Origin of the sequence: Natronorubrum halalkaliphilum, from assembly GCF_009834785.1 — an archaeon.
In the GTDB taxonomy this organism is placed as follows: Archaea; Halobacteriota; Halobacteria; order Halobacteriales; family Natrialbaceae; genus Natronorubrum; species Natronorubrum halalkaliphilum.
In genome coordinates this window covers 65,582-90,326 of sequence record NZ_WUYX01000038.1, presented here as the reverse complement: position 1 = coordinate 90,326, position 24,745 = coordinate 65,582, and the positions used below count along the sequence as shown (strand labels likewise).

Below are 24,745 nucleotides of genomic sequence, written 5' to 3'. Positions count from 1 at the left end.
CGTCACTCGACGCACTCGACAGCCCCTCTCGTGCGATCCTTTTGGGATAAACTTGCTGATAAGATCTCAAACACCCCGGTGCAGTCTTGCACTTTCACTTTCACTCTCCTGTTAACGAGGGTTTATGGGGGGTCCGGCGCAAGGAGTGATTATGGCAGATGTAGACCTCGAGACCCTCCCCGGTGTTGGACCAGCGACCGCAGACAAACTTCACGAAGCCGGCTTCGACTCCTTCCAGAGTCTCGCCGTCGCTTCCCCGTCTGAACTCTCGAACACGGCCGACGTCGGCGAGTCCACGGCCGCGGACATCGTCACCGCCGCCCGTGACGCCGCCGATATCGGCGGCTTCGAGACCGGTTCGACCGTGCTCGAGCGACGGAACGAAATCGGCAAGCTGAGCTGGCACATCGACGAAGTCGACGACCTGCTCGGCGGCGGTATCGAAACCCAGTCGATCACCGAAGTGTACGGCGAGTTCGGCTCCGGTAAATCGCAGGTCACACACCAGATGGCCGTCAACGTCCAGCTTCCCAAGGAAGTCGGCGGCCTCCACGGCTCCTGTATCTTCGTCGACAGCGAGGACACGTTCCGTCCGGAGCGAATCGACGACATGGTTCGCGGGCTTCCCGACGACGCCATCAATGCGACGCTCGAGGACCGCGAGATCGAGGGCTCGGCCGACGACGAGGCTGCCGTCGACGAACTCATCGAGGACATCCTCGACAAGATCCACGTCGCGAAGGCGTTCAACTCCAACCACCAGATGCTCCTGGCCGAGAAGGCCAAGGAACTGGCCAGCGAACACGAAGACTCGGAGTATCCGGTTCGCCTGCTAGCAGTCGACTCGCTGACCGCCCACTTCCGCGCCGAGTACGTCGGTCGTGGCCAGCTCGCGGATCGACAGCAGAAACTCAACAAACACCTCCACGACATCGACAAGGTTGGGAACCTCTACAACGCGGCCGTCATCGTCACGAATCAGGTCGCTTCGAACCCCGACTCGTTCTTCGGCGATCCGACCCAGCCGATCGGTGGCAACATCCTCGGCCACAAGTCGACGTTCCGGATCTACCTCCGCAAGTCCAAAGGCGACAAGCGGATCGTTCGCCTCGTCGACGCACCGAACCTCGCCGACGGCGAGGCCGTTATGCGGGTCCAGGACGAAGGACTGAAGCCCGAATAACGCTCGAGAAGGCCTCGAGAACGCGTTCCGAACCTTTCTTCTTTAGACGGCCGCCGTTTCCGCTTACTCGATCGAAACCGTGACCGGCTCGCCGTACTCGATCGTGATCTCGTACCCGTAGTACTGAACGGTAACGCAGCCGGTTTGACATCTGGGCTGGCCGCGTTTCGACGGCGCGAACAGCTCCTCGAGCGCTTCGGGATCGACGACGTTCCACAGCGGCGGCAACTCGAGTACGTCGACGCCTTCCGCGTCGGCGATCGTGGTGATGATCGTCTCTGTAATCGGTTCGCGGGGGTCGTTCTGTGCCAGTTCGGCGGTAAGAACCATCGAACGATGTATGCGACCACCTATCAAAAACATATCTGCGAACGGGTTCCCGCCCCATCGGTGTCGGGTTTCGATTCGCCGGACCTGCTGCTGGAGCGGGGTATGGTGGTCGTCGTTTCCGCCGACGCTACTGAGAAAGGCCGCAAACACCGCGGAAAACGGGTCGGGACGGCTCGGCCGCCGGCCGGACTGCTGAACCGGGGTTCCGGTGCAACCGCGGCGGCTGTGGTTGGGCCGGTACCGACGGACGGGAGACCGTATCAGTCTTCGGTCGTCGTTTTCTCGACGTCGAGGTCGCCCTGATAGATCTCCGCGCCGTCCTGTGCGACTTTCTCCGCGAGGACGGCACACTTGACCCGCATCGGCGAGATATCGACGCCGAGCATATCGATTACGTCGTCACGGTCCATCTCGAGGAGTTCGTCGACCGTCTTCCCCTGGAGCTCTGTCGAGAGCATGCTCGCGGAGGCCTGACTGATCGCACAGCCGTCGCCGGAGAACGCCACGCGTTCGATCGTCTCCTCGTCCTCCTCGAGGACGACATCCATACGAATCTCGTCCCCACACATCGGATTCTCGCCGATGTGGGTGAACGTCGGATCCTCGAGTTGCCCGTAGTTACGGGGGTTCTTGTAGTGGTCGAGGATCTGCTGTCTGTACATATCCGAGCCAAGTCCCATTGGTACGTCTGAATAGTCGAGAGAGTTGTAAAAGGGTTCCGGGGCTGCTCTCGAGCCGTAACGAAGACTGGTTACCGTACTGAACGTTACTCTCAAACTGGGTCGGACGTGAGAGCGTGAGCTAATCAGTATCGGCATCTACTGTCGATTCAAAGATGGTGGGTTGGTTATCTGATGTGTATTCCGTGGTACGAAAACGGTTGCTGGCCGATACTGCTACCGTGACCCCTGGTCGGTCGGCGGGTTTCTGTAGCAGGCATCGACGACAACGAACACGCCGATGATCGCTGCGACGAGCATCGCCTGGGCCATCGACACGCCCAGTACGTGTGCCGCGACCAGTGCAACCGCAAACGCGACCGGAACGATCCCCAACAGGAAGTCGTACCGGTTCGCCGCGGCGAGAACGTCGACCAGGGTCTCGAACGGATCCCGTTCGGGACGGCCGATGGTTTTCTCGTGCATAGTTCTCACCTCGGCACCGGCTAGTACGCTCGACTGGTAGAAAAATCCTGTGTGGGTTTGTTGTTTATCGATACGATTCGTCCCCCTCGAGTCGCTGGGCTTCTCGGCGTCTCGGTCACCGGTCGCCGCCGACTTCTGCGTCGAACTGCTCGAGGTAGTCGCGAACGAACTGCGCACGCGCGGTCGCGAGTTCTCTGCCGACGTCGGTGTACATGCGCTCGGGCAGGTCGAGGATCTTCTTGTGGAGGTGGTTGTACTGCGTCTGTCCGGCCGTGCTCTCGTCGTCGGCTACTGGCACGCCGGGATCGAACATCGGCTGGCCGAGCGCGCCGCCGTGGGCGAACACGCGGGCGATTCCGACCGCACCCAGCGCGTCGAGGTTGTCCGCGTCGGAGACGAGTTTTGCCTCGAGGGTTTCGGGTTCGATGGCGTTCGAGTACCGGTGGGCGCGAACACAGTGTTGTACGCACTCGATCGTTTCGCCGGTTGCGCCGACGGCCTCGAGGATCCTCGCTGCTTCCCCCGCCCCCCAGATCGCGTGATCGTCGATCTCACCGCGGTCTTCCCGCTCCCGGCCGATGTCGTGGAGAAAAACGGCGAGATAAACGATCTGGGGGTCGATGACGTCCGATTGTGACGGCGTCTGCGTCTGTGACTGTGGCTGTGCACACCGATCGATCAGCGCTTCCGCGAGCGCCCCGACGCGCTCGACGTGGTGCCAGTCGTGGGCCGGTGGGGCGTCCTCGAAGTACGGGCGGGCGCGCCGGCGAACGGCGTGGAGCATGGGATCGTCGTTCTCGAGACGAGGTGAAAAACGACTCGATCGGTGACGTACGACGACCGATCGGCCGGCGGAGACCCGCCTCTCCGGTTCACGAACGCCTATGGTCTTCCTGCGGAAAAGCGCCCGTATGCGAGTTATCGACGCGGATCGACTCGTTACTGGCCGGGACGAACGATCGATCGAGGACGGACGAATCGTCCTCGGCGACGAGGGTGCGATCGACGCCGTCGGGACGCAGGAGGATATCGACGCGCCGGCGGATGCCGACCTCGAGTCGTACCCCGCGGTCGTGCCGGGGCTGATCGACGCACACGTACACCTCCAGGGGATGCGAGAGATGGACCCGATGACGTGGATCACGGAGTCCTCGGAACTGGGGACCGCGCGGGCGACTGCGGATCTTCGGGCGCTGCTGGAGGCCGGGTTCACGACGGTTCGAGACGTCGGTTCGACGACCGGTCTGGGCCTTCGGCAAGCGGTTCGGGAGGGGACGATTCCGGGGCCGCGGATCTTCACCAGCGGGCGCACCATCAGCCAGACCGCCGGCCACGGAGACGCACACTTCCTCCCGTACGAGTGGATCGCCGAGGACGGCGGCGGGCTGTCGACGCTGGCCGACGGCGCCGACGAGTGTCGAAAGGAAGCCCGCAAGCACATCCGGAACGGCGTCGACGTCCTCAAGATTATGACCACCGGCGGGGTGCTCAGCGAGAAGGACGCCCCCGATCAGAGCCAGTTCATCGACGCCGAGGTGCAGGCGTTAGTCGAGGAAGCCCACCGCGTCGGGATTCCGGTCGCGTCCCACGCACAGGGTGCACCCGGCATCAAAACGGCGCTCCGAAACGGCGTCGACACCATCGAACACGGGTTCTACCTCGACGAGGAGTGTCTCGATCTCTTCGACGAGACGGATGCCACGTTCGTCCCGACGCTGTCGATCATGCACCGACTCGTCGAGCACGGTGACGAGCACGGCGTTCCCGACTACGGTCTCGAGAAGGCACGGAACGCCCGCGAGGCACACTTCGAGTCCGTCCGACGCGCGTACGAAGCCGGAATCCCGATCGCGACGGGGACGGACTTCCTCGGCCCCGAGTTGGTTCCCCACGGCGAGAACGCCCTCGAGCTCGAACTGCTCGTCGACGAGATCGGGATGGACGAACGCGACGCGCTCCGGTCGGCGACGCGTCTCGCAGCCCGCACGATCCCCGCAGACGATATCGGGGTTCTCGAGGCGGGTGCCCGCGGCGATCTGCTCGCGCTCGGGAGCGACCCGATCGCGGACATCAGCGTGGTCCGTGACGTCGAAGCGGTTTATCGGGACGGCGACCTCGTCCACTCGTAACGTCTCTCGCCGTGATCGAACGACGTATCGAGTGAAAAATCGGACGAAAACGATCGTCTTCCAGCGGACCGTCTCATACGGTTTACTGTAGTCAATTACCGCCGATCACCAGGGATAGGGTCGGTGATCGGCGATAAATAGTTACAGCAATCCGTCTCAGGCGAACAACTGCCGCGCGTCGTCCAGCGCCGCGACCAGCTTGTCGATCTCCTCGCGCGTGTTGTAGACGTAGAACGAGGCTCGAGTCGACGCCGGGACGCCGAGTTTGTCGTGTAACGGCTGGGTACAGTGATCGCCGGCCCGAACCGCGACCGTGTGGTCGTTCATGATCGAGGCGAGGTCGTGGGCGTGGACGCCCTCGACGTTGAAACTCACCAGTCCGCCGCGGTCGGGACCCGGTTCGGGACCGTAGATCTCCACGTCGCCTTCGGCGTCGAGTTGCTCGTAGGCGTAGCGGGCGAGTTCTTCCTCGTGGGCCTGGATGCGCTCCATTCCGATCTCCTCGAGCCAGTCGACGGCCGCCGCCAAGCCGACGGCCTCCGCGATGGGCGGGGTGCCGGGTTCGAACTTCCAGGGGAGCTCGCCCCACGTGGAATCGTCGAAGGTGACCTTGCGGATCATGCCGCCGCCGTAGAGGTAGGGGTCCATCTCTTCGAGTAGCTCTTGCTTGCCGTAAAGGACGCCGATACCGGTGGGGCCGGCCATTTTGTGCCCCGAGAACGCATAAAAGTCGGCGTCGATCTCGCCGACGTCGACCGGGCGGTTGGGGACGGCCTGCGCGCCGTCGATGACGGAGAGCGCGTCGTGTTCGTCGGCGAGCGCCGTCAGTTCCGCGACGGGGTTGACCGTGCCGAGCGTGTTCGAGACGTGGACCGCCGAGACGACGGCCGCGTCGTCGTCGATCAGTTCGCGGGCGTGGTCCATGTCGAGACGTCCCCTCTCGTCGACGCGAATGTACTCGACGTCGGCACCCGTCTGGTGGGCGATCTGTTGCCACGTCACCAGCGAGGCGTGGTGTTCCATCTCGGTGAGGACGACCCTGTCGCCGGGTTCGAGTTCGGCGAGGCCCCACGAGTAGGCGACCAGATTCTCGGCTTCGGTCGTGTTCTTGGTGAAGATGACTTCCTCGCGGCCCTCGGCTCCGATGAACTCGGCGACGCGGTCGTGAGCCTCCTCGTAGGCGATCGATGCTTCCTGGCTCAGGTGATGGATGCCGCGGTGGACGTTCGAGTTGTACCGCCGGTAGTAGTCGCTCATCGCGTCGACGACCGGGTCCGGCGTCTGGGTCGTCGCCGCGTTGTCGAGGTAGACAACCTGCTGGCCGTCGAACTCGCGCTCGAGGATGGGGAACTCCTCCCTGATCGCCCCGATATCGAGTGGCTCGAGGTTCTGTTGACTCATTGGTGACTCACAGGGTCCCCAAACAAAACACTCCTTCGGTCCGATGCCGGTCTGACGGTGGAATTACTTTCTACGTACGAAAAACCGAACTGCGGGAGCGCGCAGCACGGCGGTCGGTGGAAAGGGTTGGTGGGTGGGTGCCTCGACAGGGTGGGATCGGGATCCGGTGTCGCGCCCTGCCATGTGTCTCTTTACGCGCATCCGACAAATCGATATCCCCAAACAAGTTTGGTGGTTGGTGGTGTCCCGGTCGCACATGGACAACGGCGCGAGGCCCGGACCGTCCCCGCGAGCGACGGATCTCCGTCCGTCGACATCCGAACGGTCAGTCGCGCTCCCGACGTCTCAACGGCCGTTACCGCCGAGGCGAGAGCCCTTGCTGAACGTGAAATTCCGGCCAACCGATTATGTACCCCTCGTGTGTAGCCTCTGATACGATGGCCGCGATAGATACGACCGGGTTGACGAAAAGGTACGGTCAACTGACCGCCGTCGACGACCTCGATCTCACGGTCGAGGAAGGGGAGGTCTTCGGTTTTTTGGGTCCGAACGGAGCCGGAAAGTCGACGACAATCAACATGCTCCTCGATTTCGCCCGTCCGACCGCGGGCTCGGCGACCGTCCTCGGCTACGACATTCGGGACGAGGCCGACGCGATCAGTCCTCGCGTCGGCGTTCTCCCGGAAGGGTTCGACATCTACCCTCGTCTCTCCGGACGCCGACATATCGAGTTCGCGATCGAGACAAAAGCCGCCGACGACGATCCCGCCGTGCTTCTCGACCGCGTCGGGCTCTCGGCCGAAGACGCCGCTCGCCCGGCCGGCGACTACTCCAAGGGGATGCGACAGCGACTCGCGACCGGGATGGCCCTGGTCGGCGACCCCGACCTCCTGATCATGGACGAACCGTCGTCCGGACTCGACCCCCACGGCATCCGCGAGATGCAGGAACTCGTCCGAACGGAAGCCGAACGCGGGACGACCGTCTTCTTTTCGAGTCACATCCTCGAACACGTCGAGGCCGTCTGCGATCGCGTCGGCGTGCTCAACGAGGGGGCGCTCGTCGCCGTCGACACCATCGAGGGGCTCCGCGAGTCCATCGGTGGCGGTGCGACGATGGAGCTCACGCTCGCCGACTCCGCGGACCCTGGGGCCGACGTCGTCGACTCGATCGCCGGCGTCTCCGGCGTCACCGCGTCCGGACGCACCCTCGAGTGTACGATCACCGACCCAGCGGCGAAGGCGGGCGTCGTGACCGCGCTCGACGACGCGGGCGTGACGATTCGGGATATGCGGATCGAAGACGTTTCGCTCGAGTCGCTGTTCACGACGCTGACGAACGGAGAGGGTCAGACGGAGACGGAGACGGGGTCGGCCCGTGAGACGGCGACAGCGTCAGCGATGGAGTCGGAGGTCGCAGAATGACGTCGCACATCCCCACCGTCGCCCGCAAGGAGTTCGAGGACGCCGGCCGTTCGAAACTGCTCTGGGCGTTGATCGGGCTGCTCGTCGGTATCGTCGCCGTCGGCTACACGGCAATCTGGTACGTCGACGGCGACGCCAGCGCGGCCGAGGTGCTCGGCTTTCTCGGCTTCCCGCTCCAGACGATCGTCCCGATCGCGGCGCTCATCGCTGGCTACATGGCCGTCGTCGGCGAGCGGCGGTCGGGCAGCATCAAACTCCTGCTCGGCTTACCGCCGAACCGGACCGACGTCGTCTTCGGGAAACTGCTCGGTCGGATGGCCGTCGTCGGAACGGCCGTCGGCCTCGCCTTCCTCGTCGCGCTCGTGTTGGGTGCCGTCTTCTTCGGCTCGGTCCCCTTCGTCGACTGGGTCGGGTTCGCCCTCATTACGCTGCTGTTCGGCGTCGCCTTCGCCGGACTGGCCGTCGGCGTCTCCGCCGGCGTCTCCACGCGGGGGAAGTCGATGGCGCTCGTCGTCGGCATCTACATGCTGTTCGTCGCGCTCTGGGAACTCGTCACCGCCGGCCCGTACTACCTCCTCTACGACGAGGGGCCGCCGGTCGAAGCCGAGACCTGGTACCTCGCGCTCGAGCAGCTTAACCCGATGTCCGCCTACACGACGCTCGCGAGCAACGCGATCGAGGGCAGCGTCTATCCGTTTACGTTCCAGTACGGTCTCGAGGACTTCGAAGCGTCGCAGATGACGCCGGCCGAACGGTTCGCGGGTGACGCGCCGTTCTACTTACAGGACTGGTTCGGCGTCGTCGTCTTGCTGTTCTGGGTGGTCGTCCCCGTCGCGATCGGCTACTACCGGTTCGAAAAAACGGACCTGTAGTCGGTTCTCGACTGCGTTTAGAACGCTGTTCGCGTTTTCGCTGTATCAGCGGTCTTTGACGATTCAGCGCCTTCGCCGTATTAGCGCCTTTGAACGCCATCGACGCCGTCGTTACTGCATCCGCAACAACTGCGCGTGCAGCGTCGAGCCGACCTCGAGCACGTTCCCTTCGTCGATGAACCCCTCGTCGACGGCGAGTTCCACGGCTCGCCGACCGACGAGGTTGGCGACGGTCGCCCGCGACAGGCTCTCGATGACGGCGTTCTCGTCGGCCTCGTCGCCGCCGTAGAAGTCTTCGGTGACGGTCAGCGAGATGTCGTCGCTCTCGAAGGTCTCGCCGAGGACGTCCTCGTCACAGACGGCGACTAACAGCCCCTCCGGAGTTTCTCGTTCGTTGACGATCATTCCGTGTTCGGTCTCGGTCACTCGAGTTTCCATTCGTCGTCGCGGTCGGGTTCACGGCCGCCGTCCATCGCGTCGATTCCGCCCTGTTGTCGGCCCTGTCTCTGTCTTCGTCCCTGTTGTTGGGGCTGTCCACCGGGACCCGCCTGTCCCTGCCCTTGGCCTTGGCCTTGCATCTCCTTTCGCTCCTCCATCACTCGCTGTTCGGCCCGCTCGCGCATCTCGTTTGCCTCTTCGGCGATCTCCTCGGCCTCGTCGTACTCGCCCAGTTCCTCGAGGATCTCGGCTTTCTCCTCGAGCACTCTCGAGTTACGCATACCCAGTCGAATGGCGTTGTCGATGCAGTGAAGCGCCTCCTCGGCTAACCCGCGCTCCGAGAGGAAGAAGGCGCGATTGTACCAGCCCTCGCCGAAGCGCTCGTCGATCTCGATGGCGCGCTCGGCGTGTTCTAAGGCCTCGGACGTTTCGCCGAACTCCCAGAGCGCGTACGCGAGGTTCGTTTCCGCGGTCGCGGCGTGCTCGCTCGAGTCGTCGATTCGGAGCGCCTCGCGGTAGGCACCGATGGCCTCGTCGTACTCCTCGAGTTCAGCGTGGGCGACCCCCTTGTTCACCCACGACTCCTGTTCGATGCGGTCGTCCTCGGCGAACTGGGCGGCCCGTTCGAAGGCCTCGGTGGCCTGCTCGTAGCGGTTGATCTGCATGTAGTTCAACCCGACGTCGAGCAGTTCGTTCGCGTCGACCTCCTCGCTGTCGATGTTGTGCCTGTCGAGGGTGTCGGTGACGACGCGGGAGTCGACGGGGTCGACCTTCGAGGGGTCGACGCCCAGTTCCGGCGGATCCAGATCGAACTCGTCGTAGTCGCCGCTGAAGCCCTCGCCTTCGGAGAAGGTGTGGTCGCTATCGCCCTCTCGGTCAGTCATTAGTGGAATAGTAGCGGCGACGACTGTTAAGGGCTGCGACCCGACTGTCTGCGGTCTCGAGCCGCCGATCGAACGCGGCGCTTAGCTCCGCCCGCCGAGGCGTCTGGCGACCGTTCGGATCGACTGCGTCGCTTCCGCCGGATGGGGGAGTCCGAGCCGGTAACGGAGCCGATCCTGTCGTTTGAACGGCTCGAACAGAGCCGGTTCCTCGAGCTCCCAGACCGGGACGCGCGAGCCGCGAATCCCGCGGCGCTCGAGGATCGCGTTCGCCGCGCGACGGCCGGCCTCGGTTGCCGACTCCATCGACGCCAGATCGCTGTTCGTTCGCACGTAGTCGCCCGCGAGCGTGAGGTTGCTAATGGAGACGTCTGCTGGCGGGCGGTTCCGGAGCGAGCCGACGGTGTTGATTAACAGCGGCGATCGGTTCTCGACGACCTGTGGATGCGGTTCGCTCGAGCGCACCGCGCCCCGCCGCGCCCCGCTATCGTCGTCTGCTCGGGCCGTCTCAGAGGCACCGTTACCGTCGATTTCGACGATCGCCGGATCGAGGAACCAGTCGACGAGCATGTCGTCCGTCAGCGTCGTCGTCGGTCCGTTCAGGTGCGCTTTCAGCTGCGCCCAGACCTCGGTTGCGATTTCCTCGCGCGTACACGCTCTGGCGGGCCTGTCGTAGACGATCCCCGGCGTGTCCCAGTCGGAGGCGATCACCGAGAGGACGCCTTCGACCGCGTCGGGGCCGCGGCGCCCGAGGTCGTACTCCGAATCCGCCCAGAACTGCCGCTGGGAGATCGACGTCAGCGCCCAGGGGGCGTCGGCGTAGACCTGGTGGCCGCGGGTCAGATCGACGTCCTCGGTCAGGTAGAACTGGATGCCGTTCATCCAGGCCGTGTCGAGTCGCTCGATTCGACCCAGCTCCGGTGCGGCCCGGCTCATCTCCCTCGTGACGAATTCGGGGGCGATATCCACCGGAACGGCCAACACGTACTCGTCGGCCGTTACGGTCGTTCCGTCGGCCAGCACGACGCCCGCGACGGAGCGGCCGTCGAACTCGAGTCGCTCGACCGGGGTGTTCAGCCGAATGTCGACGCCGAGGGACTCGAGGTACCGAACCCACGGGTCGAACCAGGCCTCGCTCGTCGGCGCGTTCAGGATGCGCTCGGTCGGCCGGGTCGGATCGAGTTGGCCGAACAACAACTGCAGGTAGACGGTGCCGATCGTCCGGGCGCTCCCGACCTGCGGACGAAGCGCGACCAGCGCCTGCGTGGCGTAGGCGAGTCGGTCCCGAAACTCCTGCGAGCGGTTCTCGGCGTCGATGAACTCCCACCAGGAGACGTTGTCGAGTTCGTTCTCGCGTCGATCCTCGCACGCCGTCAGCAGGTACAGTAGTCGCTCGAGCAGGAATCGGACGTCCGCGGCGGGCAGGTCCTCGGCGAACGCCGGGCGAAGTGCCTCGAGCCAGTCGCGCAGCGAGTCGGGCGACTCCGTCGAGGCGATCTTGTCCGGGTCGTCGATCCCCGCGATCAGCGTCGCTTCGGTCTCGACGAGATTGTCCGCGACGGTTCCGCTCCCGTCGGGGATCCGTTCCATCGTGTCGATCACGTGCCGGTAGAACGCCGGGAAGAATCGAAAGCCGTGCTCGCCGTGTAGCGCCGTCGGTCCGTCCGCGATCGGCATCGAGCGGGCCTTGCCGCCGACGCGGTCGTTGGCCTCGAAGACGGTCACGTCGACCCCGCGCTCTCCGAGTTCGTGGGCCGCGGTGAGGCCGCCGATTCCACCGCCGAGTACGACAACGTCGGTCATCGCTGTACCCTGGGGTGTCGACGGAAATAACCCCCGTCCCTAACGAGTGAGTGGGCGGCGCTCGGTTCGACGCTTCGATCCTCGCAGATCTCCCGCCACTATTGAGTAGGTCCCCGTCGAGAACTCGAGTATGCGACTGTTCGTTAGCGTCGATCTGCCCGACGACCTCGCGGAACCGGTCGCCGACCTCCAAGACGAGTTCAGGGACGCGGGCGGGCTCAACTTCACCGATCCAAGACAAGCCCACGTCACGCTGAAGTTCCTCGGCGAGGTACCCGAGGATCGCGTCCCCGACCTCGAGCGCGAACTCGCTGCCGCCGTCGAGGATGCGTCCGTCGATCCGTTTCCCGTCCGCTACGGCGGGCTGGGCGTCTTTCCGAGCCTCGAGTACATCAGCGTGATCTGGTTCGGAACCGAAACGGGCGGCGACGGTCTCACGCGATTGCACGAGGCCGTCGAGGAGCGAACGACGGCGATGGGATTCGAGGAAGCGGAGCACGAGTTTACGCCCCACGTCACGCTCGCCCGAATGGAACACGCAGGCGGCAAAGAGCACGTACAGGAGGTCGTCCGCGAGCGCGATCCGACGCTCGGCGAGATGACCGTCGAGGAGATTCACCTCACCGAGAGCGTCCGCACCGATGCGGGGCCGCTCTACTCGACGGTCGAGTCGTTCTCGCTCGAGTAGCCGCCTTCGGCCTCCGTTTTTGTTCGGGTCGCCGCCCGTTCGATTCGTTTCGAGGGGACGAACGGACGCGGCCGTTCGAGACGAATGCCCCAGCACACGGGCCCGAAGCACGCGGGCGGAACATGCAGGGGCAGGAACGATACCGAAGATCGGTGTAGCGGGAGAGACGATGGCGTTCGACTGCCGTCGATAACTCGTGTCTCCATCGCTCTCCGACCGGCTGTCGTCCGCGACCGCGAGCGGACAGTTCGTCTCGCGACGAGAGCTGTTGGCGTCGATCGGCGGCGCCGCCGCCGTCTCGAGTACGCGGTTCGACGTCCGGGAGCGGGCCGTCGCCGACGCGCCGCTCTCCGTCCGCGTCTATCCCGGGCCGGTTCCGTTGCGGGCCTGGGTCAGGTACGGATTCGACGGCGTGCGCCGCGACTGGCCGCCTCCGTTTCGGGACGGGCTGGCGGCCGTGGAGGGTGCGCTGGAACAGGTGCTCGCCTACGCCCGCGAGCGCTCGAGACTCGAGTCCGTCGAGGTGCGCGTCGAACGCGGCGAGCCAGTTCGCTTCCCGCTTTCGGCGGCACCGCTGTCGTCCGAAGCGGTCGTTCCGGAACTCGAGACGGTCCTCGAGGTCTTCGGCGATCGACTCCGGGAACGGAACGCCCTCACCGGCCGGACCTGTAACCTGCTGCTGTGCTGGTCGCCGTTTAATTATCGGGTCGGATACGGCGGGACGCTCCCCCCGAACGCGCAGGTCGGCGACGAAACGGACGGGAGCACCGGCGACGCACAGACGGTCGCAAACCTCGGCGCGACCGAGGTCTGGGACTCGCGAGCGGTGAGCCGGAACATGGCGATCCACGAGGCGGTACACACCTTCCTCTCACCGGACATCGTCGAGGCGGTTGGCGGCTCCACCTGCGACCACGACCTCGGTACGGCGATCCGTGTCGACGACGAGACGATGGCGGTCTCCCCAATGGCGACCGCCTACGCCGGCCCGGACGAAATCGGCGGCGGCACTCGCTGGCACGGCCGCGGCTGCGCCGACCACGATCGGTTTCACCGCCACGACGGCTACGAGGGCGTCGAGGAGTGGACCTACACCACCGAACTCAGCGACGCGACGCTCGAGGCCGTGACGCGTTATTTCGAACGGGAAGCCGGCTCTCGAGAGGGGGGCTGACGCGAACTGCTGTCGGAGTTTTCGGTCCCGGTGTCGAAGGCTGCGGTTGGGCCGGTACTGACGTACAGCAGACCGTATGAAACGGATCGAGGCGAAAGCGAGGTCGAGAGCGGCTCCCCGCTCGCTCTTCGCGTTCGTCTGTAATCGGCGTCGGCGGAGGGTACCGCCGATAAGGCGGATGAAATCCGCCGATGGCCCGCCGCCGAATGTTTGCCTCGGACGCGACGCCGCGGTCGCGCCAACACATAGGTAGCGTCCGTCGCGGCCGCGTCTTCAAGATGGACAAGATTTTAAGCCACCGCGGGCTACGTCCGGCTACTATGGGTAAGAAAACGAAGGGCAAGAAAAAGCGTCTTGCCAAACTCGAGAACCAGAACAGTCGCGTTCCGGCCTGGGTCATGATGAAGACCGACATGGAAGTGCAGCGAAACCCGAAGCGACGCAACTGGCGGCGCAACGACACTGACGAGTAACGATGAGTGCAAGTGATTTCGAGGAACGTGTCGTCACCGTTCCGCTGCGCGACGTAAAGAAGGGGCCGAACCACGAGGCCGCAGACTACGCGATGCGAATCGTCCGCGAACACCTCGCGAAACACTTCGCGGTCGACGAAGACGCCATCCGACTGGATCCCTCGATCAACGAGGAGATCTGGTCGCAGGGCCGAGCCAACCCGCCACGAAAGATCCGCGTCCGCGCGGCTCGCTTCGAGGAAGAGGGTGAGGCCGTCGTCGAGGCCGAGGTCGCCGAGTAAATTTGCAACGTCTCGCCTTCGCCGGGTCGGCCTACGTCGGCGTCTTCGCCCGTGCGACCGACTCGTGCGTGCTCGTTCGCCCGGACGTCGACGACGACGTCATCGCCGACCTGACCGACGAACTCGAGGTGCCGGCAGTTCAGACGACCGTCGGTGGTTCGTCGACGGTCGGTGCGTTAGCAACGGGTAACGAGAACGGGCTACTCGTCAGCGCTCGCGTCCTCGAGTACGAGCGCGGGCGCCTCGAAGACGAGGTCGACCTCCCTATCGCAGAACTGCCGGGGAACATCAACGCCGCCGGAAACGTCGTGCTGGCGAACGACTACGGCGCGTACGTTCACCCGGATCTCCCCCGTGAGACGATTCAGATCATCAAGGACACCCTCGACGTCCCTGTCCAGCGCGGCGATCTCGCCGGCGTCCGAACCGTCGGCACCGCCGCGGTCGCGACGAACTCGGGCGTGCTCTGTCACCCCAAAGCGACCGACGACGAACTGGACGTGCTCGAGGACGTTCTCGACGTCCGAGCCGACGTCGGTACCGTCAACTACGGTGCACCGCTTGTCGGCTCCGGACTGATCGCGAACGAGGCCGGCTACGTCATCGGAACGGACACGACCGGCCCGGAACTGGGCCGGATCGAAGACGCGCTGGGGTATCTGGACTAGCCGCGACGAAACGTCCTACTGCACACCTCTGTACTGGTTCGCAGGTCGGTTCCTGCTCTCCGAGCTCTCTCCCGTTCTCGAAATCGACTTCGAATAGACCGTTTTCCGACGTGTTCATTGACGCGCTCGAGAATCTAACCGCCCGCTCGAGCGACGCCTATCGCCGATTTACTGCGACTGCGGCTCGAACCGGTGACGCACGACTTCGCTGTCGTCGTCCCATTCGAAGTTGTCGTGGGCGCGCTCGAGCAGGTTTCGATACCCCTCGAGGTCGTCCATCCCTTCGGCCCGGGCATCCTCGTCGGTGAGATCGCCGAGGGTGCGTTCGGTCACGCCGGTCACCTCGAACGTCGTATCCTCGATCATGAAGGTATCGCCCTCGTCTGCGTACTGATGGCCGCGGTGAATCTGGGTCACCTCGGCTTCGAGTGCCTGGGTTTGCATTCGGTCGTTGGGCAACAGGTCTGCGGGGTCGAGTTCGCTCATGGGTAATCGTACGTGGGCCCGGGTCAAATCGGTTGGCACCTGATTCGGCGGGGAACTCGGCCCGCCGGGCTGTCATCGAACGAACGTATTCTCAAGGTTTATATTACCTTATGAACATGAATCGATCATGTCCCTCCAATCGATTTTCGCCCGGTTTCGAACCGGATTCGCGATCGCGAAGGCGTCGTTCGGCGTCCTTCGGCGCGAAAAGTGGTTGATCGTTTTCCCGCTGCTGTACGGTCTCGTCTGGGTTACCGGACTCGTCGTGCTCGTCGCCGGCCTCGTTGCAGCGCTGTTCGGTGCGACCTACGGGTTAGCCCTCTTCGAGCAGGTCGCGTCGGTCTCCGAGGGGACGGGCGAGACCGCGATGACGATACTCGGCGTCGTCGTCTCCTTTCTCGTCATGTTCGCGGCGACGTCGATTGCGACCTTCTTTAGTGCCGCACTCGTCCACTCGGTCGGGAACCTGTTTCAGGGGAAACCGACGAGCATCCGCGCCGGTCTCGACGGCGCATGGGAGTCCCGGCGAACGATCCTCGCCTGGGGCGTCGTCGGGGCGGTCGTCGGCCTGATCTTTCAGGCGCTCGAGAGCCAGGACGGCTGGGGTGCCCAACTCGTCCGAGCGATCGCCGGTGCCGCCTGGTTCATGATGACGTTCTTCATCGTTCCCGTCATCGTCTTCCGGGATGGCGGCGTTCGGGAGTCGCTGCGGGAGAGCGTCTCCCTGTTTCGCGATACCTGGGGCGAGGCCGGCGGCGTCAGTCTCGGGGTCGGACTGGTGACTGTCTTGCTGGGCGCGCTCGTCGCCGCTGCCGGAATCGGCGCACCGCTGGTGCTAGTCGAGAACCCGGGTTCGGTGCTCGTCTACACGGCCGGCCCGACCGTGTTGCTCCTCGGTGCGATCGCCGTCGTCCACATCGCCGCGACGGCGGTCGCGAAGACCGCGCTGTACCAGTACGCGACCGACGGCGAGTTGCCGCCCGAGTTCGAGGGGATCGACCCCGACGCGATCGTCAGGCCCAAACGCGGCTCGAGTTCGCTGTCGGGCGGCCCGTCGGGACGACAGCCCGGACAGATATAGTGCGTGTCGTCTGCGGATCCGTCGATGGTTTCGCCGCCGTTTCCTCTCGTCTGCCGGCTGGCAGTTGACTCCGACGGAAGGGAAGATTCTTCCGACTGCCTGCCGGAGTGATAGCCATGAGTCAATTTACGATCACTGGTCAGTTCCAGAAACGAGACGGCTACGCGCCGTTCGAAACAACGATCGATGCGGAGAACGAAAACGTCGCCCGTGAACACGTCCTCTCCCAGCTCGGGAGCCAGCACGGACTGAAACGAACGCAGATCGACCTCGAGGAGGTTAGCGAACAATGAGTCAGCAACAACTGCAGCAGCTTTCCCAGGAGCTTCAGGAGATCGAAGAACAGATCGAGGCCCTCGAAGAGAACGTCGAGGCCATCCAGCAGCAAAAGACCGAGACCGACGAGGCCATCGAGGCGCTCCAGACCCTCGATACCGACTCGACCGTGCAGGTCCCCGTCGGCGGCGGCGCGTACCTTCGTGCAACCGTCGAGGACATCGACGAAGTGATCGTCGAGCTCGGTGCCGACTACGCCGCGGAGTTCGAACAGGACGGTGCCGTCGAGGCACTCGAGAACAAACAGGAGAACCTCGACGACCGTATCGACGAGGTCAACAGCGAGATCGCCGAACTCGAGTCCGAGAGCGCGGAACTCGAACAGCAGGCTCAGCAACTCCAGCAGCAGGCGATGCAACAGCAGATGCAACAGATGGGCCAGGGCGAAGGTCAGGGCCCCGACCAGTAACGTCGGGACACCATCCGTACTATGTTTGATAACCTGAAGAAGAAACTCGGGAGCTTCCGCGAAGACGCCGAAGAAGCCGCCGAAGAGAACGTCGAGGAGGTTGACGAAGACGAACTCGAACTCGATGCCGAGGAGGAACCCCTCGAGGACGACCGCCCCGAAACCGACGCCGAAGACGCTGCATCGGAAGCCCCGGATACCACCGGTAAAACGGCTGACAGCGACGACGTGGCCGAATCCGAGAGCGAACTCGAGGCCGAGGCTGCACCGCCCGCGGAGACGGCGGATGCAAGCGCCGGATCGAAGGCGGTTTCGCCCGTCGACGAGACGGATGCTGAAGAGGCGTCGACAGCGCCCGACGGCCCAGCGACGGCCGAGTCGCCGTCGGCATCCGAAACTGCAGCGTCTGAGGTCGGGGATGCGGCCGACCTCGAGGCCGAAGCCGAACCCGATGAGGCTCTCGAAGACGACGAAGACGACAGCGACGATGCCGACAACGGCGGCTCCACCGGCTTCGGTGCCAAGGCTCGCTCGCTCGTCAAGGGGAAGTTCGTCATCGAGGAGGAGGACCTCGAGGGCCCGCTCCACGAACTCGAGATGGCGTTGCTCTCGAGCGACGTGGAGATGGGCGTCGCCGAGGAGATTCTCGACAACATTCGCGACGACCTGATCGGCGAGACGCGGACGTTTACGACGTCGACGGGCGAGGTCGTCGAGGAGGCGCTTCGCGATGCGATCTACGACGTAATCAGCGTCGGTCAGTTCGACTTCGACGAGCGTATCGCCGTCGAGGACAAGCCGCTGACGATCGTTTTCACCGGCGTCAACGGCGTTGGGAAGACGACCTCGATCGCCAAACTGAGCCGCTACTTCGAGGAACGAGGGTACTCGACGGTCATGGCCAACGGCGACACCTACCGTGCCGGAGCCAACGAGCAGATCCAGGAGCACGCGGACGCACTGGATACGAAACTCATCACCCACCAGCAAGGCGGCGATCCCGCCGCGGTACTGTACGACGCCGTCGAGTACGCTGAGGCCAACGACGTCGATATCGTGCTCGGCGACACCGCGGGTCGGCTTCACACCGACGAGGGACTGATGGACCAACTCGAGAAGATCGATCGGGTCGTCGGTCCCGATATGACGCTGTTCGTCGACGAAGCGGTGGCGGGTCAGGACGCGGTCAACCGCGGCCGCGAGTTCAACGAGGCCGCCGAAATCGACGGGGCGATCCTGACGAAAGCCGACGCGGACTCAAACGGAGGCGCGGCGATTTCGGTCGCCCACGTCACCGGTAAGCCGATTCTGTTCCTCGGCGTCGGTCAGGGCTACGACGACCTCGAGCCGTTCGACCCCGAGGAGATGGTCGATCGGTTGCTCGAAGACGAATCGTAGCGCTCCGAGTCTTGCCGTTTCGAGGGCCCTTGTTCCGATTCTCGAGTGCCGTCTGCGCATCCGTCCCGGAGTCTGCGATCGGGATTTGTTCCGGTGCCGAGAGATGCGTAACACATTTACAATAACTAATTGACACCTACGTATGTCCAACCCCCGTTCCCGCCGCACCCTCCTCACCGCAGCGCTGCCGTTTACGATGGCGATTTCGGGCTGTTTCGACGCTCAGTTCACGGGCGCAGACACCCCCTCGGAACCGAACGCGGTCTCCGGAGAGCACTACGACTGCGATGATGTCGACCGTCCTGAGCCCGATATGCCGACCCGCGACCGCGGCCTCGAGCGGGCATCGTACCCCGACCGGCCGGACGCAGTCGTCGAAACGGGCGACGAGTACGCCCTCGAGTTCGAACGAGCCTATCGGCAAAACGCGTTGCTCGAGCGGTACGGTTCGGAAACGCGAGCGTTCGATTTCCAACTCGAGGCGAGTCGGATCGATGTGGTCGAGTCGGAGTTGTCGGCAGCCGACTCGGAGGCGGAGGAAGAATCAACACGGGACTCCGAATCCGAGGCAAACGCCGTGCTGGTCTCGATGTTGTACGATCTGACGACCGAGACCCAACAGCTCCCGAAATCGACCGAGCGAGACACTCGCGTGACCTACTATCTCGACGAGACCGTCGTGCTCCGAGCGCGGTACCACGGACTCGCGGACGAGCCGTCGTTCGATCCGGATCCGCGAACCGCCGGCGACCCCGTCGCCTGCTTCGAGTGAGCGAGTAGATCGTTTCCCCACCTGTAAAACGACGTTCAGTCGTTGAACAGCTGCTCGAGGTCCTCGTCGTCGTAGTTGACCAGCAGCCGCGGCTCCTCCTTGAACGTCCGGAGGACGATGTGCGTCGCGGAGTTCTCGACGCCGTCGGTTTCGATGATCTCCTCGATCAGCGACTGGAGGTGGTCGTGATCGCGGACGTGAGAGATGACGTAGAAGGACATCTCGCCGATCATCGAGTACACGCGCTGGACGCCCGACAGCTGAGCGAGGCGTTCGCCAACCTCCTTCGCTTCGGGCCCGTAGACGGTCTTGATCTCCGAGATGGCCGTCATGCTGAGCCCGAGTTCGTGCCGGTCGAGGTGAGCGACGGTGCCGGTCAGAATGCCCTGGTCTCGGTATTTCTCGAGGCGATAGTAGACCGTCGACTGGCTCACGTCGAGTTCCTCGGCGATCTCGTCGGCGTCGATATCTCCGTTCTCGTCTAGCTCCCGCAACAGTCGGAAGTCGGTCTCGTCGAGTGTGATTTCGGCCATGGTGATCGGTGGTCGTTGATTGGTGCAGTGTTGTCGAACGCCCTAAATAATGCTGTTCGCCGCGGGCAGTCGAACGGATGCGTCGGATCTCGCGAGATTTATTCTCGCGACCGCGTCGTCACTGCTCTCAATCACGTTCAGCACTGCCGCTACTTCGAGGGCTGAGTCCCGACTTCGGTCAGCACGTGGGTTCGCCGTCGATTTTCGGCGACGGATCGCGGTGTGACGCTGACGGTGGCGATGCCGTTTCCGAGCACTACGCTCTGTCTCGCATCGATCGCTCGAGACGTCGCGTCGCTCCCTCACCCGGTCGTGATTCTCGAGCAGCACGTCCGTCGAACGCGGCGTCTGCTGTGGCGGAGATACTTACCGGCACTGGCTTGGAACACCGTCGGGCGCGTCTCAAGGAGCGGCCGTTTGCTTTGCTGTGGCGGATTTCTCCCGGCCGGTTTGGTCCGGTGCTGGCAACGGTTGCCGGCGTATGCTAGCCCCGTCATGGTTCGCCTATTTACGGAGGAGTATACGGACGGGGTCGTATTACCTGCCAAACAATGGTTCTTCAAGATCTGATGACCGGTCTGCTGACTGCCGGGCGACCTGCGGGGTGGGTCGTATGAACACGACCGAGCAGTACAAGCAAAACAAGCATCCGCTCGACGTGATCGACGACGTCTACGACTACGCTGCGGACGAACTCACCTTCGAAGAGATCGAAGAGCGCGCAGGCGACGGCGAGTGGGAGCGCCTGAAGTGGGCCGGGATGTACGCCCAGAAGCAGGAGGGCTACTTCATGATCCGGACGAAGGTCCCCGGCGGGAAGCTCACCCCCGAGCAGGCCGAGGTCATCGGCGAAGTGACCGACGACCTCGCCGTCGCACCCGAGGAATACGGCGGCGAGGAGCAGAACGAACTCTGGGGCGACGCCTACCTCGACATCACGACCCGGCAGGATATCCAGAAACACTGGATTCGCGTCGAGGACGTCCCGGAGATGTGGGATCGCTACGACGAGGTCGGCTTGACGACGGTCCAGGGCTGTGGCGACTCGGCCCGGAACGTGCTGGGCTGCCCGGCCGCCGGACTCGACGACCACGAGTGTTTCAACGCCCAACCGGTTATCGAGGCCGTCTCCGACTTCTTTACGAACAACCGCGAGTACGCCAACCTCCCGCGGAAGTTCAAGATGACCATCACGGGCTGTGCCCACGACTGCGCGCAGTCCCAGATCAACGATATCGGGCTGGTTCCCGCGAAGAAGGAGATCGACGTCTCCGGCGAAGTCGGAGGCTCGTCGGACTCGTCCGACGTTGGCGAGTACCTTTACGGCTTCCACGCCCGCGTCGGCGGCGGCCTCTCCGACGGCCCGCGAATGGGCTCGGAACTGGACGTCTTCGTCCCGCCGGAGGACGCCGTGGAGTTCTGCCGCGCCGTCGCCCAGACGTTCAAGGAGATCGGCGACCGCAACAACCGCGGCGTCTGCCGCATGCGCTATCTCGTCGAGCAACTGGGCCCCGAGAAATTCGAGGAGGCCATCCGCGACCGCTGTACCGTCGACCTTCCACGGGCCGGCCAGAACCTGACCGTCGGCTATCAGGGCGACCACGTCGGCGTCCACGACCAGAAACAGGACGGCCTGCAGTACGTCGGCTTCAACGTCGTCGCCGGCCGCATGGGTGGCGACGAGTTCGCCGAGGCCGCTCGCGCAGCTGAGAAGTACGGCACCGAGGACGCCTCCGTGCGCCTCGCGACCGACCAGAACTTCCTCATCACGCACATCCCTGAGGAGAACGTCGACGACCTCCTCGCGGAGCCGTTCGCCGCGGACTACCAGCCCGACCCCGGCGCGTTCTCCCGCGGCGCCGTCGGCTGTACCGGCAGCGAGTTCTGTAACTACGCGATCATCGAGACCAAAAAGCGGACCAAACGCTGGGCCCGCGAACTCGACGAGCGAATCGATGTCCCCGACGACATCGAAGCGATTCGGATGCACATGTCCGGCTGTTCCGCGTCGTGCGCCCAGCCCCAGATCGCGGACATCGGCTTCCGCGGGGAGACCGTCAAGATCGATGAGGACGGCGAGTCCGACATCGTCGAGGGGATGGACTTCGGGCTCGGCGGCTCGCTCGGCGCCGACAACGAGTTCTTAGACTGGATCGAGAACGCCGTGCCCGCCGATTCGGTGATTCCGGCCTTAGAGCAATTGTTCGACGCCTACAACGACGACCGCCACGACGGCGAGCAGTTCTACGAGTGGTGTCGCCGCGTCGACAACGGAGAGCTTCGGACGATCATGCAAGGGGCCGAGGCCCCGGTTGCCGGAGGTGTCGCCCATGGGGACTAACGGCGAGGACGAACGTAGTGAGTCCTCGAAGAAGCGAGCGGGAGCTGCGGGGACCGAGCGGAGCGAGGGCCCCGATGATGCGAGCGGTGAAACCGCGAGCGAGGAGCGACACGCGAGCCGCGAGGGCGGACGGACATTCCCCGGTGTTCCCGAATCTCAGACGGACGACGACGAGGCTGTCATGTTCCCCGAAACTGGCAACGCTGCGCCGCGATCCCGCGAAGGAACGGATCACGCTCGAGAGGGCGCGATGCAGACGGATGGGGGAAGCTCCGACGGCGACAGTTGCTCGCCGAACACCTGCTCCTGCGGCGAGAAGACTGCGGACGCGTCGCCGGAAGCGCAGGCTCAGGACAAGCGCGTCGCCACGGACGGAGCCGGAGCGGCTAACGTCGACGAGATGGGCGAACTCGGCGACCTCGAGTTCACCGAACCCGCCGAAGGCGTCAGTCAGGACGTGGACAACGGCGCGCCGGACGTTCGCGTCGGCGTTCCGGAGGGTGCGGACCTCGACACGCCGGAGTACTCGATTCGCTCGCAGATGAACGATATCGAGACGCCGGACGAGAAGACCTGGTTCATGGAACTGGACGAGGCCGTCATCGACGAGGGTCGCTGTATCCAGTGTGGGACCTGCGTCGCGGCCTGTCCGTCCGACTCGATCGGCGTCGGCGAGGACGACCTGCCGAAACTGGTCAAGATGTGCACCGGCTGTTCGCTCTGCTGGGACTTCTGTCCCCGCGGCGGGATGCGCTACGAGCGCCAGTGGAAGATCACCGGCGGCGACGACAACGTCAAGGGCGCCGGCGATCCGATTACGGAGTTCTCCGCGAAGGTCGAGGACGACTGGACCGACGGCGCACAGGACGGCGGCGTCGTCACCGGCGTCCTCGCGACGCTGCTCGAGGAAGGCGAGATCGACGGCGCGCTCATCGCGAGCGAGAGCGAGGAGGAGGCCTGGAAGGCGGAGAGCTTCCTCGCCACGACGGAAGAAGAACTCATCGCAAACGCAGGGACGGTGTACAACCAGACGCTCGCGCTGGGTAACCTCGACCTGAAACAGTGGGAGCACAAACTTCCCGACAAGGACTGGGACGACCTCTCGCTCGCACTCGTGGGAACGCCCTGCGAAATCGAGGGTATCCGCGCGCTGCAGGACTTCGACTGGGACTATCAGGCTCAGAACGAGGGCATTCGCGCAGTGGACTACACCGTCTCGCTGATGTGTACGAAGAACTTCAACTACTACAGCCTCATGGGCGAGCAGTTGGAGGAAAAGCGGGACATCTCGCCCGAGGGGATCGGCAAGATGGACGTCCTCAACGGCAAGATGATGGTCTACGACCACGACGGCGAGATGATCGTCGAGGAAGACGTCGAGAACTTCCACGACGCCGCGCTCAAGGGCTGTGACGAGTGTGCGGACTTCACCGGCTTCTGTTCGGACATCACCGTCGGCTCCGTCGGCTCTTCCGACGAGTACTCGAGCGTCATCATCCGGACCGAACAGGGGATGAAGGCGTGGGATCTCACCGAGCCGAAACTCGACTACCACGACTTAGAGGACAAGTCGGCGGTCGGTAAGCTCCAGGGCTGGGACAAGAAGAAGGCCTTCGAGAGCTTAGAGCGGCCGTTCGACCCCGACGCGCCCCGCTTTATCGACTACACGGATCACGCCGAGAACTACGGCACGGCGCTGAACCCCCACGATCAGGGGCACTGAACGGATTCGGAGTACCCGGCTTTTCTTCTCGATTCCGATTTCGGTCACCTCGAGCGGTGAGCCGTTCCCTCACGTCTCGACCGTGTAACTCGTGATCTCTCCGGACTCGTCGACGGTGACCTCGGCTTCCTCGACCTCGGGGCGGAGGATGTCCCGTACCGCAACCTCGGGTTTCGGCGCGATCTCGGTCGGGAAGAGCAGTTCGACGTCGCCGTCGACGTCGGCCCCGTGACGTTCGGCAGTCGCCTGTGCGACCGCGTTCGAGTCGCCCTCGAAGTGGAACGTGACCGCGACAGCCGGTCTGGCACCGGCACCGGCGGTCGACTCGAACGAGACGGCTCGCGCGCCGTCGCCCCGCTCGAACGCCCGCGAGTTCTCCGACGGAACCGTCTCGTCGTACTCGTCGGCGAGATAGGACTCGAGTCGGTCGTAGTACTCCGACTGTCGTGCCTCGCTTGCGAGTGTGGCCGTCTCGGCCTCGTCCAGTTCGGTCAGTCGCTGGTGATCGTCCATATCCGTCGCCAGACCGACCGGACCGAAAAGGGTTGGCGTCAGTATCGCTTCCTGCGAGGGCCGGCTGCGCGGATTGGCGTGTTCCTCGGACGGTCCGAGTCGGCGTTCGCCCACGCGTCGTTCTTTAAGTGCTTCTGGTCACAAGATAGAGCTATGACGGGAGGTCGTCCGTCTCGGACGGCCAGCGATTCGGGATGTTCTTCGCGCCGTTCTCTTCTCGCACCGCCAGCTATCGGTCTCCGATTCGGCCCGGGCGTCCGGTC

The 24,745-nt window shown here is 64.2% G+C and carries 27 protein-coding genes; 16 read left to right on the top strand and 11 right to left on the bottom strand.

What is annotated here, in order from left to right; genetic code table 11:
* Window positions 1–151: 151 nt before the first annotated feature.
* Entirely contained in the window at window positions 152–1,183 is a 1,032-nt protein-coding gene (radA, locus tag GS429_RS12610; RefSeq protein WP_160065708.1) for a DNA repair and recombination protein RadA, read from the top strand.
* Window positions 1,184–1,246: 63 nt separating this feature from the next.
* Here radA and ddfA read toward each other — a convergent pair whose 3' ends face one another.
* The 4 genes from ddfA to GS429_RS12590 form a co-directional block, all read right to left on the bottom strand.
* A complete protein-coding gene (gene ddfA / locus GS429_RS12605; RefSeq protein WP_160065707.1) occupies window positions 1,247–1,513 on the bottom strand; it encodes a DdfA family disk-determining factor in 267 nt (88 codons plus the stop codon).
* Between the two features lie 260 nt (window positions 1,514–1,773).
* Entirely contained in the window at window positions 1,774–2,193 is a 420-nt protein-coding gene (gene sufU / locus GS429_RS12600) for a Fe-S cluster assembly sulfur transfer protein SufU (protein WP_160065706.1), read from the bottom strand.
* Between the two features lie 216 nt (window positions 2,194–2,409).
* Window positions 2,410–2,658, bottom strand: a complete 249-nt coding sequence (locus GS429_RS12595; protein WP_160065704.1) for a DUF8015 family protein — start codon at window positions 2,656–2,658, stop codon at window positions 2,410–2,412.
* A gap of 115 nt (window positions 2,659–2,773) precedes the next feature.
* The gene (locus tag GS429_RS12590) at window positions 2,774–3,442 is read right to left on the bottom strand and encodes an HD domain-containing protein (protein ID WP_160065703.1); all 669 of its coding nucleotides are present in this window, start codon (window positions 3,440–3,442) and stop codon (window positions 2,774–2,776) included.
* Between the two features lie 127 nt (window positions 3,443–3,569).
* Between GS429_RS12590 and GS429_RS12585 the strand changes: the two genes are divergently transcribed.
* Window positions 3,570–4,787, top strand: coding sequence for a metal-dependent hydrolase family protein (locus GS429_RS12585; protein ID WP_160065702.1), 1,218 nt, complete (start codon window positions 3,570–3,572; stop codon window positions 4,785–4,787).
* Window positions 4,788–4,943: 156 nt separating this feature from the next.
* Here GS429_RS12585 and GS429_RS12580 read toward each other — a convergent pair whose 3' ends face one another.
* Window positions 4,944–6,188, bottom strand: coding sequence for an aminotransferase class V-fold PLP-dependent enzyme (locus GS429_RS12580; protein ID WP_160065701.1), 1,245 nt, complete (start codon window positions 6,186–6,188; stop codon window positions 4,944–4,946).
* Window positions 6,189–6,625: 437 nt separating this feature from the next.
* Between GS429_RS12580 and GS429_RS12575 the strand changes: the two genes are divergently transcribed.
* The gene (locus GS429_RS12575) at window positions 6,626–7,612 is read left to right on the top strand and encodes an ABC transporter ATP-binding protein (protein ID WP_160065700.1); all 987 of its coding nucleotides are present in this window, start codon (window positions 6,626–6,628) and stop codon (window positions 7,610–7,612) included.
* Window positions 7,609–8,484, top strand: coding sequence for an ABC transporter permease (locus GS429_RS12570; RefSeq protein ID WP_160065699.1), 876 nt, complete (start codon window positions 7,609–7,611; stop codon window positions 8,482–8,484). Before GS429_RS12575 ends, GS429_RS12570 begins: the two co-directional genes overlap by 4 nt.
* 111 nt (window positions 8,485–8,595) lie before the next feature.
* On the opposite strand, the gene GS429_RS12565 is transcribed toward GS429_RS12570, so the two are convergent.
* The 3 genes from GS429_RS12565 to GS429_RS12555 all read right to left on the bottom strand — a co-directional run bounded on the left by GS429_RS12565 (window position 8,596) and on the right by GS429_RS12555 (window position 11,606).
* Window positions 8,596–8,889, bottom strand: coding sequence for a DUF424 domain-containing protein (locus GS429_RS12565; protein WP_160065831.1), 294 nt, complete (start codon window positions 8,887–8,889; stop codon window positions 8,596–8,598).
* A gap of 17 nt (window positions 8,890–8,906) precedes the next feature.
* On the bottom strand, window positions 8,907–9,806 hold the full coding sequence (locus GS429_RS12560; RefSeq protein ID WP_160065698.1) for a tetratricopeptide repeat protein: 900 nt from the start codon (window positions 9,804–9,806) through the stop codon (window positions 8,907–8,909).
* An 81-nt stretch (window positions 9,807–9,887) separates the two neighbouring features.
* Window positions 9,888–11,606, bottom strand: a complete 1,719-nt coding sequence (locus GS429_RS12555) for a hydroxysqualene dehydroxylase (protein WP_160065697.1) — start codon at window positions 11,604–11,606, stop codon at window positions 9,888–9,890.
* A 130-nt stretch (window positions 11,607–11,736) separates the two neighbouring features.
* Between GS429_RS12555 and thpR the strand changes: the two genes are divergently transcribed.
* The 5 genes from thpR to GS429_RS12530 all read left to right on the top strand — a co-directional run bounded on the left by thpR (window position 11,737) and on the right by GS429_RS12530 (window position 14,890).
* Entirely contained in the window at window positions 11,737–12,294 is a 558-nt protein-coding gene (gene thpR / locus GS429_RS12550) for an RNA 2',3'-cyclic phosphodiesterase (protein WP_160065696.1), read from the top strand.
* Window positions 12,295–12,490: 196 nt separating this feature from the next.
* Window positions 12,491–13,468, top strand: a complete 978-nt coding sequence (locus tag GS429_RS12545; RefSeq protein WP_328821374.1) for a hypothetical protein — start codon at window positions 12,491–12,493, stop codon at window positions 13,466–13,468.
* A 320-nt stretch (window positions 13,469–13,788) separates the two neighbouring features.
* Window positions 13,789–13,941: a 50S ribosomal protein L39e gene (locus tag GS429_RS12540; protein ID WP_006092547.1), complete on the top strand. Its 153-nt coding sequence runs from the start codon at window positions 13,789–13,791 to the stop codon at window positions 13,939–13,941.
* 2 nt (window positions 13,942–13,943) lie between these two features.
* The gene (locus GS429_RS12535) at window positions 13,944–14,222 is read left to right on the top strand and encodes a 50S ribosomal protein L31e (RefSeq protein WP_160065695.1); all 279 of its coding nucleotides are present in this window, start codon (window positions 13,944–13,946) and stop codon (window positions 14,220–14,222) included.
* 2 nt (window positions 14,223–14,224) lie between these two features.
* Complete coding sequence (locus GS429_RS12530) at window positions 14,225–14,890, top strand: translation initiation factor IF-6 (protein ID WP_160065694.1); 666 nt, start codon at window positions 14,225–14,227, stop codon at window positions 14,888–14,890.
* A 168-nt stretch (window positions 14,891–15,058) separates the two neighbouring features.
* On the opposite strand, the gene GS429_RS12525 is transcribed toward GS429_RS12530, so the two are convergent.
* On the bottom strand, window positions 15,059–15,376 hold the full coding sequence (locus GS429_RS12525; RefSeq protein WP_160065693.1) for an ASCH domain-containing protein: 318 nt from the start codon (window positions 15,374–15,376) through the stop codon (window positions 15,059–15,061).
* 127 nt (window positions 15,377–15,503) lie between these two features.
* Here GS429_RS12525 and GS429_RS12520 point away from each other — a divergent pair, with 127 nt between their 5' ends.
* The 5 genes from GS429_RS12520 (at window position 15,504) to GS429_RS12500 (ending at window position 19,372) form a co-directional block, all read left to right on the top strand.
* A complete protein-coding gene (locus tag GS429_RS12520; RefSeq protein WP_160065692.1) occupies window positions 15,504–16,457 on the top strand; it encodes a DUF6159 family protein in 954 nt (317 codons plus the stop codon).
* A gap of 116 nt (window positions 16,458–16,573) precedes the next feature.
* Window positions 16,574–16,750, top strand: coding sequence for a 50S ribosomal protein L18Ae (rpl18a, locus tag GS429_RS12515; RefSeq protein WP_160065691.1), 177 nt, complete (start codon window positions 16,574–16,576; stop codon window positions 16,748–16,750).
* Window positions 16,747–17,202 carry a prefoldin subunit alpha gene (pfdA, locus tag GS429_RS12510; RefSeq protein ID WP_160065690.1) on the top strand — a complete coding sequence of 152 codons (456 nt, stop codon included), beginning with the start codon at window positions 16,747–16,749 and terminating at the stop codon, window positions 17,200–17,202. Before rpl18a ends, pfdA begins: the two co-directional genes overlap by 4 nt.
* Window positions 17,203–17,223: 21 nt before the next feature.
* Window positions 17,224–18,600: a signal recognition particle-docking protein FtsY gene (gene ftsY / locus GS429_RS12505; protein ID WP_160065689.1), complete on the top strand. Its 1,377-nt coding sequence runs from the start codon at window positions 17,224–17,226 to the stop codon at window positions 18,598–18,600.
* 142 nt (window positions 18,601–18,742) lie between these two features.
* Complete coding sequence (locus GS429_RS12500) at window positions 18,743–19,372, top strand: hypothetical protein (protein WP_160065688.1); 630 nt, start codon at window positions 18,743–18,745, stop codon at window positions 19,370–19,372.
* Between the two features lie 35 nt (window positions 19,373–19,407).
* On the opposite strand, the gene GS429_RS12495 is transcribed toward GS429_RS12500, so the two are convergent.
* Window positions 19,408–19,905, bottom strand: a complete 498-nt coding sequence (locus GS429_RS12495) for an Lrp/AsnC family transcriptional regulator (protein ID WP_160065687.1) — start codon at window positions 19,903–19,905, stop codon at window positions 19,408–19,410.
* A 613-nt stretch (window positions 19,906–20,518) separates the two neighbouring features.
* On the opposite strand from GS429_RS12495, the gene GS429_RS12490 reads away from it, so the two are divergent.
* A complete protein-coding gene (locus tag GS429_RS12490) occupies window positions 20,519–22,246 on the top strand; it encodes a nitrite/sulfite reductase (RefSeq protein WP_160065686.1) in 1,728 nt (575 codons plus the stop codon).
* Complete coding sequence (locus tag GS429_RS12485) at window positions 22,236–23,969, top strand: Coenzyme F420 hydrogenase/dehydrogenase, beta subunit C-terminal domain (RefSeq protein ID WP_160065685.1); 1,734 nt, start codon at window positions 22,236–22,238, stop codon at window positions 23,967–23,969. Before GS429_RS12490 ends, GS429_RS12485 begins: the two co-directional genes overlap by 11 nt.
* Before the next feature lie 69 nt (window positions 23,970–24,038).
* On the opposite strand, the gene GS429_RS12480 is transcribed toward GS429_RS12485, so the two are convergent.
* Window positions 24,039–24,482, bottom strand: coding sequence for a hypothetical protein (locus GS429_RS12480; protein ID WP_160065684.1), 444 nt, complete (start codon window positions 24,480–24,482; stop codon window positions 24,039–24,041).
* Window positions 24,483–24,745 lie beyond the last annotated feature (263 nt).

What these genes read in the sequence shown, in the direction of transcription:
- GS429_RS12570 (WP_160065699.1), top strand. Translation starts at nt 7,609, where the DNA reads ATGACGTCGCACATCCCCACCGTCGCCCGCAAGGAGTTCGAGGACGCC.
- ftsY (WP_160065689.1), top strand. Translation starts at nt 17,224, where the DNA reads ATGTTTGATAACCTGAAGAAGAAACTCGGGAGCTTCCGCGAAGACGCC.
- GS429_RS12500 (WP_160065688.1), top strand. Translation starts at nt 18,743, where the DNA reads ATGTCCAACCCCCGTTCCCGCCGCACCCTCCTCACCGCAGCGCTGCCG.
- GS429_RS12495 (WP_160065687.1), bottom strand. Translation starts at nt 19,905, where the DNA reads ATGGCCGAAATCACACTCGACGAGACCGACTTCCGACTGTTGCGGGAG.
- GS429_RS12520 (WP_160065692.1), top strand. Translation starts at nt 15,504, where the DNA reads ATGTCCCTCCAATCGATTTTCGCCCGGTTTCGAACCGGATTCGCGATC.
- GS429_RS12585 (WP_160065702.1), top strand. Translation starts at nt 3,570, where the DNA reads ATGCGAGTTATCGACGCGGATCGACTCGTTACTGGCCGGGACGAACGA.
- GS429_RS12595 (WP_160065704.1), bottom strand. Translation starts at nt 2,658, where the DNA reads ATGCACGAGAAAACCATCGGCCGTCCCGAACGGGATCCGTTCGAGACC.
- ddfA (WP_160065707.1), bottom strand. Translation starts at nt 1,513, where the DNA reads ATGGTTCTTACCGCCGAACTGGCACAGAACGACCCCCGCGAACCGATT.
- GS429_RS12575 (WP_160065700.1), top strand. Translation starts at nt 6,626, where the DNA reads ATGGCCGCGATAGATACGACCGGGTTGACGAAAAGGTACGGTCAACTG.
- GS429_RS12580 (WP_160065701.1), bottom strand. Translation starts at nt 6,188, where the DNA reads ATGAGTCAACAGAACCTCGAGCCACTCGATATCGGGGCGATCAGGGAG.
- GS429_RS12485 (WP_160065685.1), top strand. Translation starts at nt 22,236, where the DNA reads ATGGGGACTAACGGCGAGGACGAACGTAGTGAGTCCTCGAAGAAGCGA.
- GS429_RS12560 (WP_160065698.1), bottom strand. Translation starts at nt 9,806, where the DNA reads ATGACTGACCGAGAGGGCGATAGCGACCACACCTTCTCCGAAGGCGAG.
- GS429_RS12540 (WP_006092547.1), top strand. Translation starts at nt 13,789, where the DNA reads ATGGGTAAGAAAACGAAGGGCAAGAAAAAGCGTCTTGCCAAACTCGAG.
- GS429_RS12590 (WP_160065703.1), bottom strand. Translation starts at nt 3,442, where the DNA reads ATGCTCCACGCCGTTCGCCGGCGCGCCCGCCCGTACTTCGAGGACGCC.
- GS429_RS12480 (WP_160065684.1), bottom strand. Translation starts at nt 24,482, where the DNA reads ATGGACGATCACCAGCGACTGACCGAACTGGACGAGGCCGAGACGGCC.
- GS429_RS12525 (WP_160065693.1), bottom strand. Translation starts at nt 15,376, where the DNA reads ATGAGCGAACTCGACCCCGCAGACCTGTTGCCCAACGACCGAATGCAA.
- thpR (WP_160065696.1), top strand. Translation starts at nt 11,737, where the DNA reads ATGCGACTGTTCGTTAGCGTCGATCTGCCCGACGACCTCGCGGAACCG.
- GS429_RS12490 (WP_160065686.1), top strand. Translation starts at nt 20,519, where the DNA reads ATGAACACGACCGAGCAGTACAAGCAAAACAAGCATCCGCTCGACGTG.
- GS429_RS12565 (WP_160065831.1), bottom strand. Translation starts at nt 8,889, where the DNA reads ATGATCGTCAACGAACGAGAAACTCCGGAGGGGCTGTTAGTCGCCGTC.
- pfdA (WP_160065690.1), top strand. Translation starts at nt 16,747, where the DNA reads ATGAGTCAGCAACAACTGCAGCAGCTTTCCCAGGAGCTTCAGGAGATC.
- GS429_RS12535 (WP_160065695.1), top strand. Translation starts at nt 13,944, where the DNA reads ATGAGTGCAAGTGATTTCGAGGAACGTGTCGTCACCGTTCCGCTGCGC.
- rpl18a (WP_160065691.1), top strand. Translation starts at nt 16,574, where the DNA reads ATGAGTCAATTTACGATCACTGGTCAGTTCCAGAAACGAGACGGCTAC.
- sufU (WP_160065706.1), bottom strand. Translation starts at nt 2,193, where the DNA reads ATGGGACTTGGCTCGGATATGTACAGACAGCAGATCCTCGACCACTAC.
- GS429_RS12555 (WP_160065697.1), bottom strand. Translation starts at nt 11,606, where the DNA reads ATGACCGACGTTGTCGTACTCGGCGGTGGAATCGGCGGCCTCACCGCG.
- radA (WP_160065708.1), top strand. Translation starts at nt 152, where the DNA reads ATGGCAGATGTAGACCTCGAGACCCTCCCCGGTGTTGGACCAGCGACC.